Here is a 14,136-nt window from a genome sequence, read left to right as displayed (position 1 = left end):
CCGGCTCGCTGCCCCCGCGGGGGGCTTTCTGCCTGGAGGCGGCCCGCCTGTAAAAAGGCGCAGGCCTAGGGCGTGCAAAAGCGCGATCGTACAATGATATCGGTTAATCTTGGCCCACTATGCAAAAACCCCACTATCCCCATCCCATTCTGGCTCGCGAAGGCTGGCCGCACATTGCGATCGCCCTGACCTTGGCCCTGGTGGCCACCCTGCTGTTTGGTGCATGGTCGCTGATTTTCTGGCTGGCTGCCGTCTTCGTGGTGCAGTTCTTCCGCGATCCGCCGCGGCACGTGCCGCAGCAGGCCAATGCCGTGTTGAGCCCCGCCGATGGGCGGATCGTGGTGGTGGAAAAGGCACGCGACCCGTATGCCGATCGTGATGCGCTCAAGATCAGCGTGTTCATGAATGTCTTCAACGTGCATTCGAATCGCAGCCCCGTCGACGGTCGCATTCGTCACGCCGAGTATTTCCCCGGCAAGTTCGTCAATGCCGATCTGGACAAGGCCTCGCTCGAGAACGAGCGCAATGCGCTCGTGGTCGAGACGGACCAGGGCGTCACGGTCACGTTCGTTCAGGTGGCGGGCCTGGTGGCGCGCCGCATCCTTTGCTATGTGAAGCCGGGCGAACGGCTGGCCCGTGGGCAGCGGTACGGCTTCATCCGCTTCGGCTCGCGCGTGGATGTGTACCTGCCGCTTGATGCCCAGCCGCGCGTGGTGATCGGCGACAAGGTGAGTGCCACCTCGACCATCCTTGCCGATCTGGCGCGGGTGGGTGCCGCCTTGGCCGCCCCGTCTGCCGCAGCGGCCGCGACGCCTGCGCCGAGCGTGGTGACGGGTGCCGTTCCCGTGTCCGCGGCCGTCGCGGAGCTGGTGCCCGGGGCTGTCGCCGCAGCAGCGGATCCGGCGCCCGCCGCACCCGCACGCAACGACGCGACGGACGCCGCGCCGCCCGCCCAGGAACGCTAACTGCTGCCCATGACGACTGTCCCTGATCCTCGTGAAGGCCGCATGAACGAATCCGACGCCCTCGAACGCCGCCGGCGCGGCATCTACCTCCTGCCGAATGCCTTCACGCTCGCGGCGCTCTTCGCGGGCTTCTACGCCATCGTGCAGGCGATGAACAGCCAGTTCGAAGTCGCTGCCATCGCCATCTTCGTGGCCATGGTGCTCGACGGCATGGATGGGCGAGTCGCGCGTCTCACCAACACCCAGTCGGCCTTCGGCGAGCAGTTCGATTCGCTGTCGGACATGGTGTCCTTCGGCGTGGCGCCAGCGCTTGTGATGTATGTGTGGGTGCTCAATACCCTCGGCCGCTGGGGCTGGCTTGCCGCCTTCATCTACGTGTCGTGTGCCGCGCTGCGTCTGGCGCGCTTCAACACGAACATTGCAGTCGTCGACAAGCGTTTCTTCCAGGGCCTGCCCAGCCCGTCGGCGGCGGCGCTCGTCGCTGGCCTGGTGTGGCTCGCAGCCGATAATCGCCTGCCGATCAATGAGGCCTGGTTGCCGATCGTGGCGTTCATCGTGACGGTGTATGCGGGCCTCACCATGGTCTCGAATGCCCCGTTCTACAGCGGCAAGTCGTTCACCGTCGGGCGCAGTGTCCCGTTCTGGGTGATCCTCGTCATGGTGCTGGTGTTCGTGTTCGTGTCGTCGAACCCGCCCATCGTGCTCTTCGGTCTCTTCGTCATCTATGGCGTCTCGGGCTGGGCGCTGATGGTGTGGCGCTGGCAGCGCGCCCGTCGCCTGCAGCGCGCGCGCCGCGAAGGCCCGCCGCCCGCTGCCGGGCTGTGATCGCCTGCTGAACGAAGACGCCCGCGATGCGGGCCGTCTTTCATGGCGCGGCGTCGCCGACGGTGACGCCTACATCCAGCCGAAGCGCGAGTCCGTGTCGTAGGCCGGATCCGGGCCGGGGTGCACGCGGGCGACGTACCCCGCGTCGTCGAAGTACACGAACATCAACGAATTCCAGACCGTGTCCTGCTTGTACGCGTAGGACCAGACCCGTTGCGGGTGGCCCGGCGCGCCCACCGCATCGATGATGGCCGGCGGCCCGAACGTGCAGCGCACCTGTTCGGCGCTCCAGCTGCCTTCGCGCAGTCGGTTGAAGTTGGCGTCGGTGAGGATCTGCTGGACGCCGCTGCTGCGCCCGTCCGGTGCGACATCCGTGGCCCAAGAGGCCTGACGGAACGGCTGGCCGGACCAGACCAGGCGCTGGCCTCCGCCCGGCAACGGGCAGGCAACGCTGGGCGTACCCATGCTCGCCTGCACCTGGTCGCCGGTGGTGCCGGGCGGCAGGCGTTGCTCCAGCGTGGTACACCCGGCTGCCAGGGCCAGAAAGCCGGCAGCGCAGGGAAGAAGGCATCGACGCAGCATGAGGACTCTCCTCGCCGCCAGACGGATGTGGGCGGCAACGTCGATTTTAGGATAGAATCCCCGGTCCAGCTCCCGTGTGGGGGCGGAGGGTCGTCGGGTCAGTGGGGCTCGAGACCGGTTTATCAATATCTCACGGCAGGGCACCTCGGCCTTGCCGCACGTCTGGAGAGGAATATGTCCGTAGCCGACATCAACAAGGCTGATATCGTTGGGCAATATCAACGTGCCCAGGGCGACACCGGTTCGCCCGAAGTGCAGGTCGCTCTGCTCACGGCTCGTATCAACGAGCTGACCGAACACTTCAAGGAACACAAGAAGGATCACCACTCGCGTCGCGGTCTGCTGCGCATGGTGAGCCGTCGCCGCAAGCTCCTGGACTACCTCAAGGGTCGCAACGCCGATTCCTACCGCTCGCTGATCGAAAAGCTCGGCCTGCGCAAGTGATCCGGCGGCCTTCCTAGGTCGAACGCAACCGTGGTCGTGGCGATCTGTCGCCGCGACCACGGTTTTTTTATGCAAGGAATATTGCCATGTTCAACAAAGTGACCAAAACGTTCCAGTACGGTCAGCATAGTGTGACCCTGGAAACTGGCGAGATCGCACGGCAGGCATCGGGTGCCGTGATGGTGACGATCGACGACACGGTGGTCCTGGCAACCGTGGTGGGCGCGAAGAAGGCCAAGGCTGGCCAGGATTTCTTCCCCCTGACGGTCGATTACATCGAGAAGACGTACGCTGCCGGCAAGATCCCGGGTGGCTTCTTCAAGCGCGAAGGCAAGCCCTCCGAGAAGGAAACGCTCACCTCGCGCCTGATCGATCGCCCGCTGCGTCCGCTGTTCCCGGAAGGCTTCTACAACGAAGTCCAGGTGGTGATCCACACGCTGTCGGTGAACCCGGAAGTCGATCCGGACATCGCCGCCATGATCGGCGCCTCCGCCGCGCTCGCGATCTCCGGCATCCCGTTCAACGGCCCCATCGGTGCCGCCCGCGTGGGCTATGCCGAAGGCCAGTACGTGCTCAATCCGACCTCCACGCAGCGCAAGGGTTCGCAGCTGGATCTGGTCGTGGCCGGCACCGAAGCCGCCGTGCTGATGGTTGAATCGGAAGCCCACGAGCTCTCCGAAGAAGTCATGCTGGGCGCCGTGGTCTATGGCCACGAGCAGATGCAAGCCGCCATCAATGCCATTCACGACCTGGTGCGTGAAGCCGGCAAGCCCGAGTGGGATTGGCAGGCAGCCCCCAAGAACGACGCGCTGATCGCCACCGTGCGCGCCGCCGGCCTCGACGGCCTGAAGGGCGCCTACCAGCTGCGCAACAAGCAAGAGCGTACGTTGAAGCTGCGTGAAGTCTACGCCGACGTGCACGCCCGCCTCGCGGCCGACGCCGGCGAAGCCGGTGCGCCGGATTCCGTGCTCGTCGACAATCTCCTCTTCGACCTGGAAGCCGAGATCGTCCGCGGCCAGATCCTGAATGGCGAGCCGCGTATCGACGGCCGTGACACGCGCACCGTGCGCCCGATCGAAATCCGCCTGGGCGTGCTGCCGCGCACCCACGGCAGCGCGCTGTTCACCCGTGGCGAGACGCAGGCCCTGGTCGTGGCCACGCTGGGCACGAAGCAGGACGAGCAGATCATCGACGCGCTCATGGGCGAGTACCGTGACCGCTTCCTCTTCCACTACAACTTCCCTCCCTTCTCCACGGGCGAGACCGGCCGCATCGGCTTCACCAAGCGTCGCGAGATCGGCCACGGCCGTCTGGCCAAGCGTTCGCTGGTGCCGCTGCTGCCCGAGCCCCAGGATTTCCAGTACACCATCCGCGTGGTGTCGGAAATCACCGAATCCAACGGCTCCTCGTCGATGGCCTCGGTGTGCGGTGGCAGCCTGGCCATGATGGACGCCGGCGTGCCGGTGAAGAACCACGTCGCCGGTGTGGCTATGGGCCTCATCAAGGAGGGTGGCCGCTTCGCCGTGCTGACGGACATCCTGGGCGATGAAGATCACCTGGGCGACATGGACTTCAAGGTGGCCGGTACCGTCAACGGCGTGACCGCGCTGCAGATGGACATCAAGATCCAGGGCATCACGAAGGAAATCATGCAGGTCGCGCTGGCCCAGGCCCGCGAAGGCCGTCTGCACATCCTCGACAAGATGACCGCAGCCATCGATGGTTCGCGTGGCGAGCTCTCGGCCTTCGCGCCGCGCATGCTCACCATGAAGATCAACCCTGAGAAGATCCGTGACGTGATCGGCAAGGGCGGCGCCACCATCCGTGCGCTGACCGAAGAGACCGGCACGATGATCGACATCTCGGATGACGGCACCATCGTCATCTCGAGCGCCGATCTGGACAAGGCTCGCGAAGCCGAGCGCCGCATCGCCGACCTCACCGCCGACGTCGAAGTGGGCCAGGTCTACGAAGGCAGCGTGCTGCGTCTGCTGGACTTCGGCGCCATCGTCCAGGTGCTGCCGGGCCGCGACGGCCTCTTGCACATCTCGGAGATCGCGAACTACCGCATCGCCAACATCAACGACGTGTTGAAGGTCGGTCAAGTGGTGCGGGTGAAGGTCATCGAAGCCGACGACAAGGGCCGCCTGCGCCTGTCGATCAAGGCCATCGGTGGTCTGGAAGCCCAGACGGCTGCCGCCACGCCGGACGCCCCCGCTGCCGAGTAAGTCTCACGTGTGATCCCGCCTGGCGCATGTCGGGCGGAGCAGAACACCCGCTGCGCCGCGAGGCCAGCGGGTGTTCTGCATTCTAGGCGGTGTGTTCCGCGTCAGCCGGCTGCAGATGGCTCAGCGGCACCCAGCCGGAAGCGCCATCGGCCTCGCGCTCGCACCAGCACCAGCCGTTCAGGTGGCGTCTGCCGCACAGCATCTGGCCCGGGTCCACGTCGAGTTCGCGCGCCGTGTAGTCCTCGAGCACCTGGGCAACATCCTCGTCGTTACGCGCGAGGATCTGTCCGGGCACCCAACCGGAAACACCGGTGCCGTTCGTGCAGCAATACCATTCGTCCCAGCCCTCGGGCCCGGCATAGCGTTCGCCGACGGCGACCGTCTCGCCCGCCGCAAGCGCAATGGGCGCCGGGAATTCGCTGCGATGCGCGGCCGTTACCCGATAGTGGAAAGAGGTGTCGGACACCGTCATGCGCACACCAGCGCGGCGAGCAAGTCCGGAGCCGCAGCGGGCGCGGGCGGGCGCGAGCGCTGCACCGTGTCGAGCAGCTTCTCCAGGTGGCCGATGTGCGGCAGCATCGTGCCGTAGAACAGGACGCCCGCGCCATCCTGCACGAAGAGGGTGGGGAAGTCCTCGATGTCTTCGTCGATGGCGACGGCATCGTCTTCCACGTCGATCCAGACGAAGGTGGCCTCGGGCCTCCGGGTGGCCAGATCCGAGAAGCGTTCGTAATACTCGCGGCAGGTGCCGCACCAGTCGGCGCACAGGCAGGCGACCAGTACCGCATCGGGGGCGGTGAGACGAGAGGCGAGGGCAGGCTCGCCGGGACGATGCACGGACACGGTCGTGAGCTCTCCACGGGAAGACGAGGCATTGTAGACCGCGCGTTCCCCCCTTCCCGCGCGCTGGCAGTACACTCTGCGCATGTCTCGCACGACTCCCCCTTCGACGGCCGGCAAGTTCGCCGCTGTCTCGCGTGCCTTCGGGCGCGCCGTGGTCTCGCAATTCCACCCGCGCATGCTGCTGGCGCTGCTGCTGCCGTTCGCGGTGGTGCTCGTGGGTTCGGTCGTCCTCATCTGGGCTTTCTGGCAGCCCGTGACGGATTGGCTCAGCAATACGGTGTTCAACTGGCCGGCCGTCGCCCAGGTCGACCAGTGGCTCGTCACCCTGGGGCTGATCTCGCTCAAGATCTGGCTGGCGCCGCTGCTCGCCGCGGCCCTGCTGCTGCCGGCCTCCGGCATCCTGGGCGTGGCCATCGCGGCGGTGTTCGTGATGCCGCTCGTGCTGCGTCACCTGAAGCAGAGCCACTACGGTGACGTGGCAGAGAAGGGCCGTCTTGCGCTGATCGTGAGCGGCTGGAACGCGATCTGGGTGCTCGTCGTCTTCGCGCTGGGCTGGCTCTTCACCATGCCGCTGTGGCTCTTGCCACCGCTCGCCGTGATCCTGCCGATCCTGTGGTGGACGTTTGCGTTCACCCGAATGCTGCGCCTGGATGCGCTGGCCGACTTCGCCACTGCCGACGAGCGGCGTCAGCTGCTCGGGCTGCACATGGCCGAGTTCTGGACGCTGGGCCTCATCTGCGCACTGCTGAGCCTGCTGCCGCCCGCCTGGTTCTTCCTGCCCGTCTTCTCGTCGTTGCTGTTCGCGCACTTCAGCCTGGACGCACTGCGCGATCTGCGCGCCCGTACCTTGCCGCCTGCTGCACCTGCGCCCACGCCGCTCGACCCTCCCGTCGTCACGCCTTTGCCGCCTGCCCAACTTCCATGACTGCCACCTCTTCTGTCCGTCGCTTCGGCTTGATCGTCGTGGGCGATGAAATCCTGTCCGGCCGCCGTCAGGACCAACACTTCACCAAGGTCGTGCAACTGCTCGGTGCGCGCGGGTTGGCGCTGTCCTGGGCCCAGGTGGTGGGCGACGACGAGGCGCTGCTCGTACAGACCTATCAGCACAGCTTCGCTTCGGGCGACATCGTCTTGTCGTGTGGTGGCATCGGAGCCACGCCGGACGATCGCACGCGCCAGGCGGCGGCGGCCGCCCTGGGTGTGTCAGTGGCGTTGCACCCGGAGGCTGCCGAGCTCATCGCGCAGCGTTGCGCGGCCATGGCCGAGAAGGGCCAGGGCTCGGCTGACATGACCACGCCGGAGAACCAGCAGCGTCTGCAGATGGGTGAGTTCCCGGAAGGCAGCGAGATCGTGCCGAATCCGTACAACCAGATTCCGGGGTTCTGGATTCGTGACCATACCTTCGTGCCGGGCTTTCCGGTCATGGCCTGGCCGATGCTGGAACACGTGCTCGACACGCGTTATGCGCATCTGCACCATGCCACACCGCGTGGCGAGTTCAGCTTCATCGTCTATGGCCTGCCGGAATCGCGCATCACGCCGGCGCTGCGCGAGGTGGAATCGCGCTGGCCAGGTGTGCGCAGCTTCAGCCTGCCGCACATGGGCGGTGGTGGCCGCGCGCACATCGAGTTGGGCGTGAAGGGCGAGCCCGAGGCCGCCGAGCAGGCGCTGCAATACCTTCGCGAAGAAGCCGCGCGCCTGGGCGCCGAGTTCGCCGCCTGACGCGCCACGCCACCGCCATCATGCCTCGCCCTCGCGCCTTAGCCCCCGCCGCTGTCGAATCCCCTGGCCTGTCAGCCCAACCCGTGGCGATCCAGGTGCTCGACCGCGCGATGCGGCTGCTCGATGCGCTGGCCGAGCGTTCAGGCCCGGTCAGCCTGAAGGAGCTCGCGCTCGCCACGGATCTGCATCCGTCCACCGCGCACCGCATCCTCAACGACCTGGCCGTCGGCCGGCTCATCGAGCGGGCTGAGAACGGCTATTACAGCCTTGGCATGCGCCTGCTCGAGCTGGGGCATCTGGTCAAGACGCGGCTGGACGTGCGTGAGGTGGCCGTCAATCCCATGCGTGAGCTGCACGAGCGCACGGGGCAGACGGTGAACCTGTCCGTGCGCCAAGGTGACGAGATCGTCTACATCGATCGCGCCTACAGCGAGCGCTCGGGCATGCAGGTGGTGCGCGCCATCGGCGGTCGCGCGCCACTGCATCTCACGTCCACTGGCAAGCTCTTCCTGGCCGCCGTGGACGAACGCCATCTTCGGGCGTATGCGGTGCGCACGGGCCTGGCCGGCAATACCCGCAACAGTCTCACGGACCTGGTGCTGCTCGAGCGCGAGCTGGGACTGGTCCGGCGCCACGGCTACGCACGCGACAACGAAGAGCTGGAAGTCGGGGTGCGGTGCATCGCAGCCGGGATTCGGGACGAAAGCGGCCGGCTCGTGGCCGGCCTGTCGCTGTCCGCGCCTGCCAGCCGTCTGGACGACAGCTGGATCGACGATCTCGTGGACACCGCCCTGGACATCTCCCGGGCGTTGGGTTTCGCAGGCGCTGAGCTCAGGCGGCGAGCAGCCGCTCGAGATCTGCGCGCGCGCCTTGCAGTGCCTGATTGAGCGCGGCCTCACCCATCTTCACGCCTTCGGCAGCCACGACGGTCACTTGCGTCATGCCGAGAAAGCCCAGGAACGTCTGCAGATACGGCGTGATGGTGTCCATCGGCGTGCCCAGGGCGACACCACCGCGGGCGATGATGACGATTACGTCCTTGCCGGTCACGAGCCCTTCCGGCTTGCCTTCGGCGGTGTAGCGAAACGTGATGCCGGCGCGCGCCACCAGATCGAAATAGGACTTCAACTGGGCGGGGATGCCGAAGTTGTACACGGGCACCGCGATGATGACGCGATCGGCCGCCTGGAGTTCGGCTACGAGCGTGTCGCTCAGATCGACGACGGCCTGTTGCGCAGCGGTGCGAGATTCGGCGGGCGTGAAGAGCGAACCGGCCGTGGCGGCATCGAAGTAGGGCAGCGGCTCGGCGGCCAGATCGCGAATCGTCACCGTGCCCGTGGGGTCGGTCGCCTTCACGCGCGCGATGGCGTGCTGGGCCAGGTGATTCGAACGTGAAGCGTCGCCAAGAATCGAGGACAGCAGGACAAGCGTGTTCATGAGGGGCTCACAGGGATAGGTAGGCAATGGATGACACTCTACCGATTCCGATTGAAGCGATAAACCCGGTTTTTTGACACGCGGCGTTCCACTGGTGGGACAATACGGTCATGGAAGACCTGAACGATCTCTACTATTTCGCCCAGGTGGTCGAGGCCGGCGGGTTCAGCGCCGCCGCGCGCCGGCTGGACATCCCGAAGTCACGCCTCTCGCGCCGGATTGCGCTGCTTGAGGAGCGCCTGGAGATGCGCTTGCTGCAGCGCACGACGCGGCGCCTGCGGCTCACCGCGGCGGGCGAGCGATACCTGCAGTATTGCCGCACCGTCACGGAATCTGCCCGCGCCGCGGAGGACGCGATGCGTCAGTTGCGCGCCGAGCCCGCAGGCGCAGTCGTCATGAGCGCGCCCGTGGCCATCGCGCGCGACCTGCTGCCGGGCCTGCTGCCCGCGTTCCTGACGGCCTGGCCCAAGGTGGACGTGCGTGTGCTCGCAACCAACCGGCGTGTGGATCTGGTGGCCGAAGGGGTGGATCTGGCCTTGCGCGTACGGTCTCGCCTGGACACCGATGCGGACATGGTGATGCGCGAACTCGGCCAGAGCGCATCGTACCTCGTGGCGAGCCCGGCATTCGTGCAACGGCTCGGGCACCCACAGCATCCAGATGAACTCAGCGAGCTGCCGACGCTCTCGTTCGGCGGCAGTCCGCCCCCGCATCGCTGGACACTGCACGGCCCGCGGGGCGACACCGTGGACATCACGGTGCATCCTCGGCTGTGCGCAGACGACTTTCCAAGCCTGGCGGACGCGGCCATCGAGGGCTGCGGCGTCGCCCTGCTGCCGGACATGGCCGTTGCGCAGCCCTTGCACGAGGGGCGGCTGGTGCAGGTGCTGCCACAGTGGCGGTCCGACCCAGGGATCTTCCACCTCGTGTACCCATCGCGCCGTGGCATGCTGCCGGCGGTGCGCGCGCTGGTGGATTTCCTCATGGAACGCCTGCCCACGCGCTATGCGCTATGCCCGCAGATCGACACGGCTGGCGGGATGAGTCTGCGTGGGACGCGTCCGGTGGAGTGACCCGGTCCAGCGGGTCCCGCCGCAGCCGCATCTGGCGTCGGTGCGCTCAGTGAGACGGCGGCGGGTGACGGCACCGCCAAAAACAAACGGCGCCAATGGCGCCGTTTGCGATCCGGGCGGAACTGAAGTCTTTACTGGGCCTCGACGCCGGCCTTCTTGAAGAGCTCAGCCCACTGCGGCACTTGCTGGTCGACCAGCTGCTTCAGGGCCTGCGGATTGGCCGATTCGGTCATCACGCGCGCGCCAAGATCCTTCATGCGGCTCTGGAAGCGTTCGGAGGCCAGCGCCGTTTGCAGCGCCTTGTTGACCTTGTCGACGATCGGCTGGGGCGTGTCCTTCGGCAGCCACAGACCGTGCCAGATGCCCACTTGGAAGCCCTTGAAGCCGGACTCGTCCATGGTCGGCAGATTCGGCAGCGTGGGCACGCGCTCCAGGCTCGTGACGGCGTAGGCCTTCACCGTGCCGCTCGTGATCTGCGCCGTGGTGTTGGTGGTCTGATCGCACAGCGTGTCGACCTGCTTGCCGACTAGATCCTTGATGGCAGGCGCAGTGCCGCCATAGGGCACCGTCAGCAGCTGCACGCCGAGGGCATCCATCAGCATGGTGCCGCACAGGTGCGAGGCGGCACCCACGCCAGCGTTGGCGAGCGACACCTTGTCGGCATTCTTCTTCAGGTAATCGACGTACTCGGCGATGTTGTTGGGCGGGAAGTCGCTGCGTGCGATGATCGTCATCGGCACGTCGACGACCAGGCCGACCGGGGCGAAGTTATCCACCTGGTAGCCGGGATTCTTGTAGAGCGAGGGCGCGGTGGAGAAACCGATGTGCATGAGCAGCATCGTGTAGCCATCCGGCGCCGCACGGCCCACCTGGCTCACGCCGATGGTGCCGCCCGCGCCGCCCTTGTTCTCGACAACGACCGTCTGGCCGAGCTCGGTGCGCATGGCTTCGGCCAGTGCGCGTGCGACGCTGTCGGTCGGGCCGCCGGCGGCGAAGGGGACCACCATGTTGACGGCGCGCGTGGGGTAGGCGGCGTCGGCGGCGTGAGCGACGGTGGCGATGCCGGCCAGGCTGATCAAGCCTGCCGAAATGACCGATTTGAGTTGCATGAGATCCTCTGCGATTGAAGCCTCGGGCGGGAGCGGCGCACGGCCAGTTGCGTGGCACTGACGCCCGGGGTGCCAGCGTAGCGGAGCGAGGGCATTCGCAATACGGGGAATACCCTGTCTCAGCCGCGATTTAGACCAAAGTCGGGCGGCAACATGTTGCGCTGCATGCAAGACGCCTCGCGAACGGTCTTGACATGTCATCTTGCTTCGGTAAAATTGAATTTGTGCGGTGCAACAAAGCCGCCGTACCGAGCCCGGACCGACTGGTCGCGAGGCTCCCAACCACGTAGCAGCCTCTACCAGGAGACCGACGCATGTCCACCGTCCCGCCCCAATTCTTCGCCAGCCAGAAAGCCACTTTCGACACCTTCCTGGCCCTGCACAACACGGCGTTCGCCGGCTTCGAGAAGCTGGTCGACCTGAACCTGCGCGTGGTCAAGGCGTCGTTCGACGAGTCCGCCCAGAAAGCTCAGGAAATGATGGCGCTGGAAGATCCCCAGCAAGCCGTGGCCTACGCCACTGCACTGGCCCAGCCCAGCACCGAGAAGATGGTCGCCTACAGCAAGCACGTCTACGACATCATGTCGGGTGTGCAGTCTGACGTGGCCAAGCTCACCGAAGCCCAGATCGCCGAAAGCCAGAAGCAATTCTCCGAAGCCGTCGATCAGTTCTCCAAGATGGCGCCGGCTGGCTCGGAAAGCGCCGTGGCCTTCATGAAGTCGTCGATGGCCACCGCCAACTCGGCCTACGATTCGTTCTCCAAGGCTGCCAAGCAGGCCGCCGAAGTCACCGAGTCGAACATCACCGCCGCGGCCAACGCGACGTTCGAAGCCGCTGAAGCCGCCAAGCCCGCTGCCTCGTCGCGCGCACGCCGCACCGCCGCCTGAGCCTTGACGCCCAGGTGTGACGCTGCGGGTCGTCTGGCAGCGCGAAACCCTCCGCTTGCGGAGGGTTTTTTTTCGTACGCGCCCCGCGCCTGCCGTGCGGCGGGCAGTTGGCGTACCATGCCATCTCCTTCATCGATGATGCCGCCGCGCCCAGGCGACGGTGGCGGGAGACAGGCATGCTCAATCACGTCATGGTCGGCACGAACGACATCGAACGCGCCAAGCGCTTCTACGACGCCGTTCTCGGCACGCTCGGCGCTGGCGAAGCCGTGCGCAACACGTCAGGGTCGGGCCACCAGCGGCTCTTCTACCGGCACGACGGCAGCACCTTCGGGGTGACGCAGCCCATCAATGGGGAGCCGGCCAGCTGCGCCAACGGCGCGACCATCGGGTTCAAGTGCACCTCGGCAGAGCAATTGAAGGCGTTTCACGATACGGCTGTCGCGCACGGCGGCGTGTCGATCGAGGATCCGCCTGGCCCGCGGGGCGATTCGCATGCCGCCATGCACCTGGCCTACGTACGGGATCCTGACGGCAACAAGCTCTGTGCGCTCTATCGTCCGAGCTGAATGTCGAGGTAGCCCGCGCGACGCCCCGCGGCGCGTGCTACTCGCAGCGCGCCGGCACCCGACGCCACGTCGGGTGCAAGGCGGCAGGCTTTTGAGGATTGCTGTCCTGGCTGTCAGGCCACCGAGCGCGCGTGCTTGTTGCGGTAGCTCTCAAGGAAGGTGGCGATGCGGTTGATGGCCTCGCGCAGATCGGTTTCGTGCGGCAGGAACACCATGCGGAAATGATCCGGGCGCGGCCAGTTGAAGCCCGTGCCCTGCACGAGCATGACGCGGGTGGCCTCGAGCATCTGCAGGAAGAACACGCGGTCGTCCTGGATCGGATACACCTCGGGATCCAGGCGCGGGAACATGTAGAGTGCCGCCTGCGGCTTCACGCAGCTCACTCCCGGGATGGCGGTGAGCATCTCGTAGGCGATGTCCCGCTGGCGGCGCAGGCGGCCACCTTCGCATACCAGATCGTTGATGCTTTGGTAGCCACCGAGCGCCGTCTGGATCGCCCATTGCCCCGGCACGTTGGCACACAGTCGCATGTTGGCGAGCATGTTGATGCCTTCGATGTAGTCCGTGGCGCAGGATTTGTCGCCCGAAATGATCATCCAGCCCGCGCGATAGCCGCAGGCGCGGTAGCTCTTGGACAACGAGTTGAAGGTGAGCGTGAGCACGTCTGTCGACAGGCTCGCGAGCGCCGTGTGCTTGGCGCCATCGTAGAGCACCTTGTCATAGACCTCGTCGGCGAAGATGACGAGATTGAACTCGCGTGCGAGCTCCACGATCTGCTGCAGCACGCTGTCCGGATACAGCACGCCCGTCGGGTTGTTCGGATTGATGACGACGATGCCCTTCGTGCGCGGGGTGATCTTGGACCGGATGTCGTCGATGTCGGGAATCCAGCCCTGGCTCTCGTCGCACAGGTAGTGCACGGGCGATCCGCCGGACAGGCTGGTGACCGCCGTCCAGAGCGGGTAGTCCGGCATCGGCACCAGCAGCTCGTCGCCGTTGTCGAGAAGGGCATTGGTGGCGATGGCGATCAAGTCCGAGGCGCCGTTGCCGAGATAGATGTCATCCAGCGTCACGGCCTTGATGCCTTGCTGCTGGGTGTAGTGCATCACCGCCTTGCGCGCGGCGAAGATGCCCTTGCTGTCTGAATAGCCGGCCGAGTTCGGCAGGTTGCGGATCATGTCCTGCTGCACTTCTTCCGGCGCGTCGAAACCAAAGGGCGCCAGGTTGCCGATATTGAGCTTGATGATCTTCTGGCCCTCGTCCTCCATCTGCTTGGCGCGATCCATGATGGGGCCGCGGATGTCGTAGAGGACGTGGGCAAGCTTGCTCGACTTCTGGATGGTCTTCATGGCGGGGCAGCGATGCGGCGCGCCGCGCAGCGGCAGGCCGGGGGTGGGGAAACCCTCATTCAACCATAAGTGCGCCCGTTGTGGCAGGCCGCCTGGCCCGACA

The 14,136-nt window shown here is 66.0% G+C and carries 15 protein-coding genes and 1 pseudogene; 10 read left to right on the top strand and 6 right to left on the bottom strand.

Features of this window, described 5'->3' with window-relative positions:
* Positions 1–119: 119 nt before the first annotated feature.
* Together IMZ29_RS08470 and pssA are read left to right on the top strand one after the other, a co-directional pair.
* Positions 120–761: pseudogene (locus tag IMZ29_RS08470) on the top strand (phosphatidylserine decarboxylase); the annotation flags it as partial.
* A gap of 246 nt (positions 762–1,007) precedes the next feature.
* Positions 1,008–1,790: a CDP-diacylglycerol--serine O-phosphatidyltransferase gene (pssA, locus tag IMZ29_RS08465; RefSeq protein ID WP_216182908.1), complete on the top strand. Its 783-nt coding sequence runs from the start codon at positions 1,008–1,010 to the stop codon at positions 1,788–1,790.
* A gap of 69 nt (positions 1,791–1,859) precedes the next feature.
* Here pssA and IMZ29_RS08460 read toward each other — a convergent pair whose 3' ends face one another.
* On the bottom strand, positions 1,860–2,372 hold the full coding sequence (locus tag IMZ29_RS08460) for an outer membrane protein assembly factor BamE (RefSeq protein ID WP_216182770.1): 513 nt from the start codon (positions 2,370–2,372) through the stop codon (positions 1,860–1,862).
* Between the two features lie 174 nt (positions 2,373–2,546).
* Between IMZ29_RS08460 and rpsO the strand changes: the two genes are divergently transcribed.
* Positions 2,547–2,816: a 30S ribosomal protein S15 gene (gene rpsO, locus IMZ29_RS08455; RefSeq protein ID WP_216182768.1), complete on the top strand. Its 270-nt coding sequence runs from the start codon at positions 2,547–2,549 to the stop codon at positions 2,814–2,816.
* 86 nt (positions 2,817–2,902) lie between these two features.
* Positions 2,903–5,044 carry a polyribonucleotide nucleotidyltransferase gene (gene pnp, locus IMZ29_RS08450; protein WP_216182766.1) on the top strand — a complete coding sequence of 714 codons (2,142 nt, stop codon included), beginning with the start codon at positions 2,903–2,905 and terminating at the stop codon, positions 5,042–5,044.
* Between the two features lie 82 nt (positions 5,045–5,126).
* Here pnp and IMZ29_RS08445 read toward each other — a convergent pair whose 3' ends face one another.
* Both IMZ29_RS08445 and IMZ29_RS08440 read right to left on the bottom strand, forming a co-directional pair.
* On the bottom strand, positions 5,127–5,516 hold the full coding sequence (locus IMZ29_RS08445) for an SH3 domain-containing protein (RefSeq protein ID WP_216182764.1): 390 nt from the start codon (positions 5,514–5,516) through the stop codon (positions 5,127–5,129).
* Entirely contained in the window at positions 5,513–5,887 is a 375-nt protein-coding gene (locus tag IMZ29_RS08440) for a thioredoxin family protein (protein WP_371820176.1), read from the bottom strand. Before IMZ29_RS08440 ends, IMZ29_RS08445 begins: the two co-directional genes overlap by 4 nt.
* An 82-nt stretch (positions 5,888–5,969) precedes the next feature.
* Between IMZ29_RS08440 and IMZ29_RS08435 the strand changes: the two genes are divergently transcribed.
* The 3 genes from IMZ29_RS08435 to IMZ29_RS08425 are packed head-to-tail and all read left to right on the top strand — an operon-like array spanning position 5,970 to position 8,496.
* Complete coding sequence (locus IMZ29_RS08435; protein ID WP_216182760.1) at positions 5,970–6,812, top strand: EI24 domain-containing protein; 843 nt, start codon at positions 5,970–5,972, stop codon at positions 6,810–6,812.
* Entirely contained in the window at positions 6,809–7,609 is an 801-nt protein-coding gene (locus IMZ29_RS08430; protein WP_216182758.1) for a competence/damage-inducible protein A, read from the top strand. Before IMZ29_RS08435 ends, IMZ29_RS08430 begins: the two co-directional genes overlap by 4 nt.
* A 20-nt stretch (positions 7,610–7,629) precedes the next feature.
* Positions 7,630–8,496 carry an IclR family transcriptional regulator gene (locus IMZ29_RS08425; RefSeq protein ID WP_216182756.1) on the top strand — a complete coding sequence of 289 codons (867 nt, stop codon included), beginning with the start codon at positions 7,630–7,632 and terminating at the stop codon, positions 8,494–8,496.
* On the opposite strand, the gene IMZ29_RS08420 is transcribed toward IMZ29_RS08425, so the two are convergent.
* Positions 8,441–9,046: an FMN-dependent NADH-azoreductase gene (locus IMZ29_RS08420; protein WP_216182754.1), complete on the bottom strand. Its 606-nt coding sequence runs from the start codon at positions 9,044–9,046 to the stop codon at positions 8,441–8,443. The genes IMZ29_RS08425 and IMZ29_RS08420 overlap by 56 nt on opposite strands.
* A gap of 110 nt (positions 9,047–9,156) precedes the next feature.
* On the opposite strand from IMZ29_RS08420, the gene IMZ29_RS08415 reads away from it, so the two are divergent.
* Complete coding sequence (locus IMZ29_RS08415; protein WP_216182752.1) at positions 9,157–10,119, top strand: LysR substrate-binding domain-containing protein; 963 nt, start codon at positions 9,157–9,159, stop codon at positions 10,117–10,119.
* Positions 10,120–10,250: 131 nt separating this feature from the next.
* On the opposite strand, the gene IMZ29_RS08410 is transcribed toward IMZ29_RS08415, so the two are convergent.
* Positions 10,251–11,228, bottom strand: a complete 978-nt coding sequence (locus tag IMZ29_RS08410) for a tripartite tricarboxylate transporter substrate binding protein BugD (protein WP_216182749.1) — start codon at positions 11,226–11,228, stop codon at positions 10,251–10,253.
* A gap of 314 nt (positions 11,229–11,542) precedes the next feature.
* On the opposite strand from IMZ29_RS08410, the gene phaP reads away from it, so the two are divergent.
* Both phaP and IMZ29_RS08400 read left to right on the top strand, forming a co-directional pair.
* Entirely contained in the window at positions 11,543–12,115 is a 573-nt protein-coding gene (gene phaP, locus IMZ29_RS08405) for a TIGR01841 family phasin (RefSeq protein ID WP_216182747.1), read from the top strand.
* A 176-nt stretch (positions 12,116–12,291) separates the two neighbouring features.
* Positions 12,292–12,684 (top strand): VOC family protein, encoded by a 393-nt coding sequence (locus IMZ29_RS08400; protein WP_216182745.1) that lies wholly within the window; start codon positions 12,292–12,294, stop codon positions 12,682–12,684.
* Between the two features lie 113 nt (positions 12,685–12,797).
* On the opposite strand, the gene IMZ29_RS08395 is transcribed toward IMZ29_RS08400, so the two are convergent.
* Entirely contained in the window at positions 12,798–14,033 is a 1,236-nt protein-coding gene (locus IMZ29_RS08395; protein WP_216182906.1) for a pyridoxal phosphate-dependent aminotransferase, read from the bottom strand.
* Positions 14,034–14,136 lie beyond the last annotated feature (103 nt).

Origin of the sequence: Verticiella alkaliphila (assembly GCF_018904615.1) — a bacterium.
In the GTDB taxonomy this organism is placed as follows: domain Bacteria; phylum Pseudomonadota; class Gammaproteobacteria; order Burkholderiales; family Burkholderiaceae_B; genus Verticiella; species Verticiella alkaliphila.
This window is presented reverse-complemented; position numbering and strand designations above follow the sequence as displayed.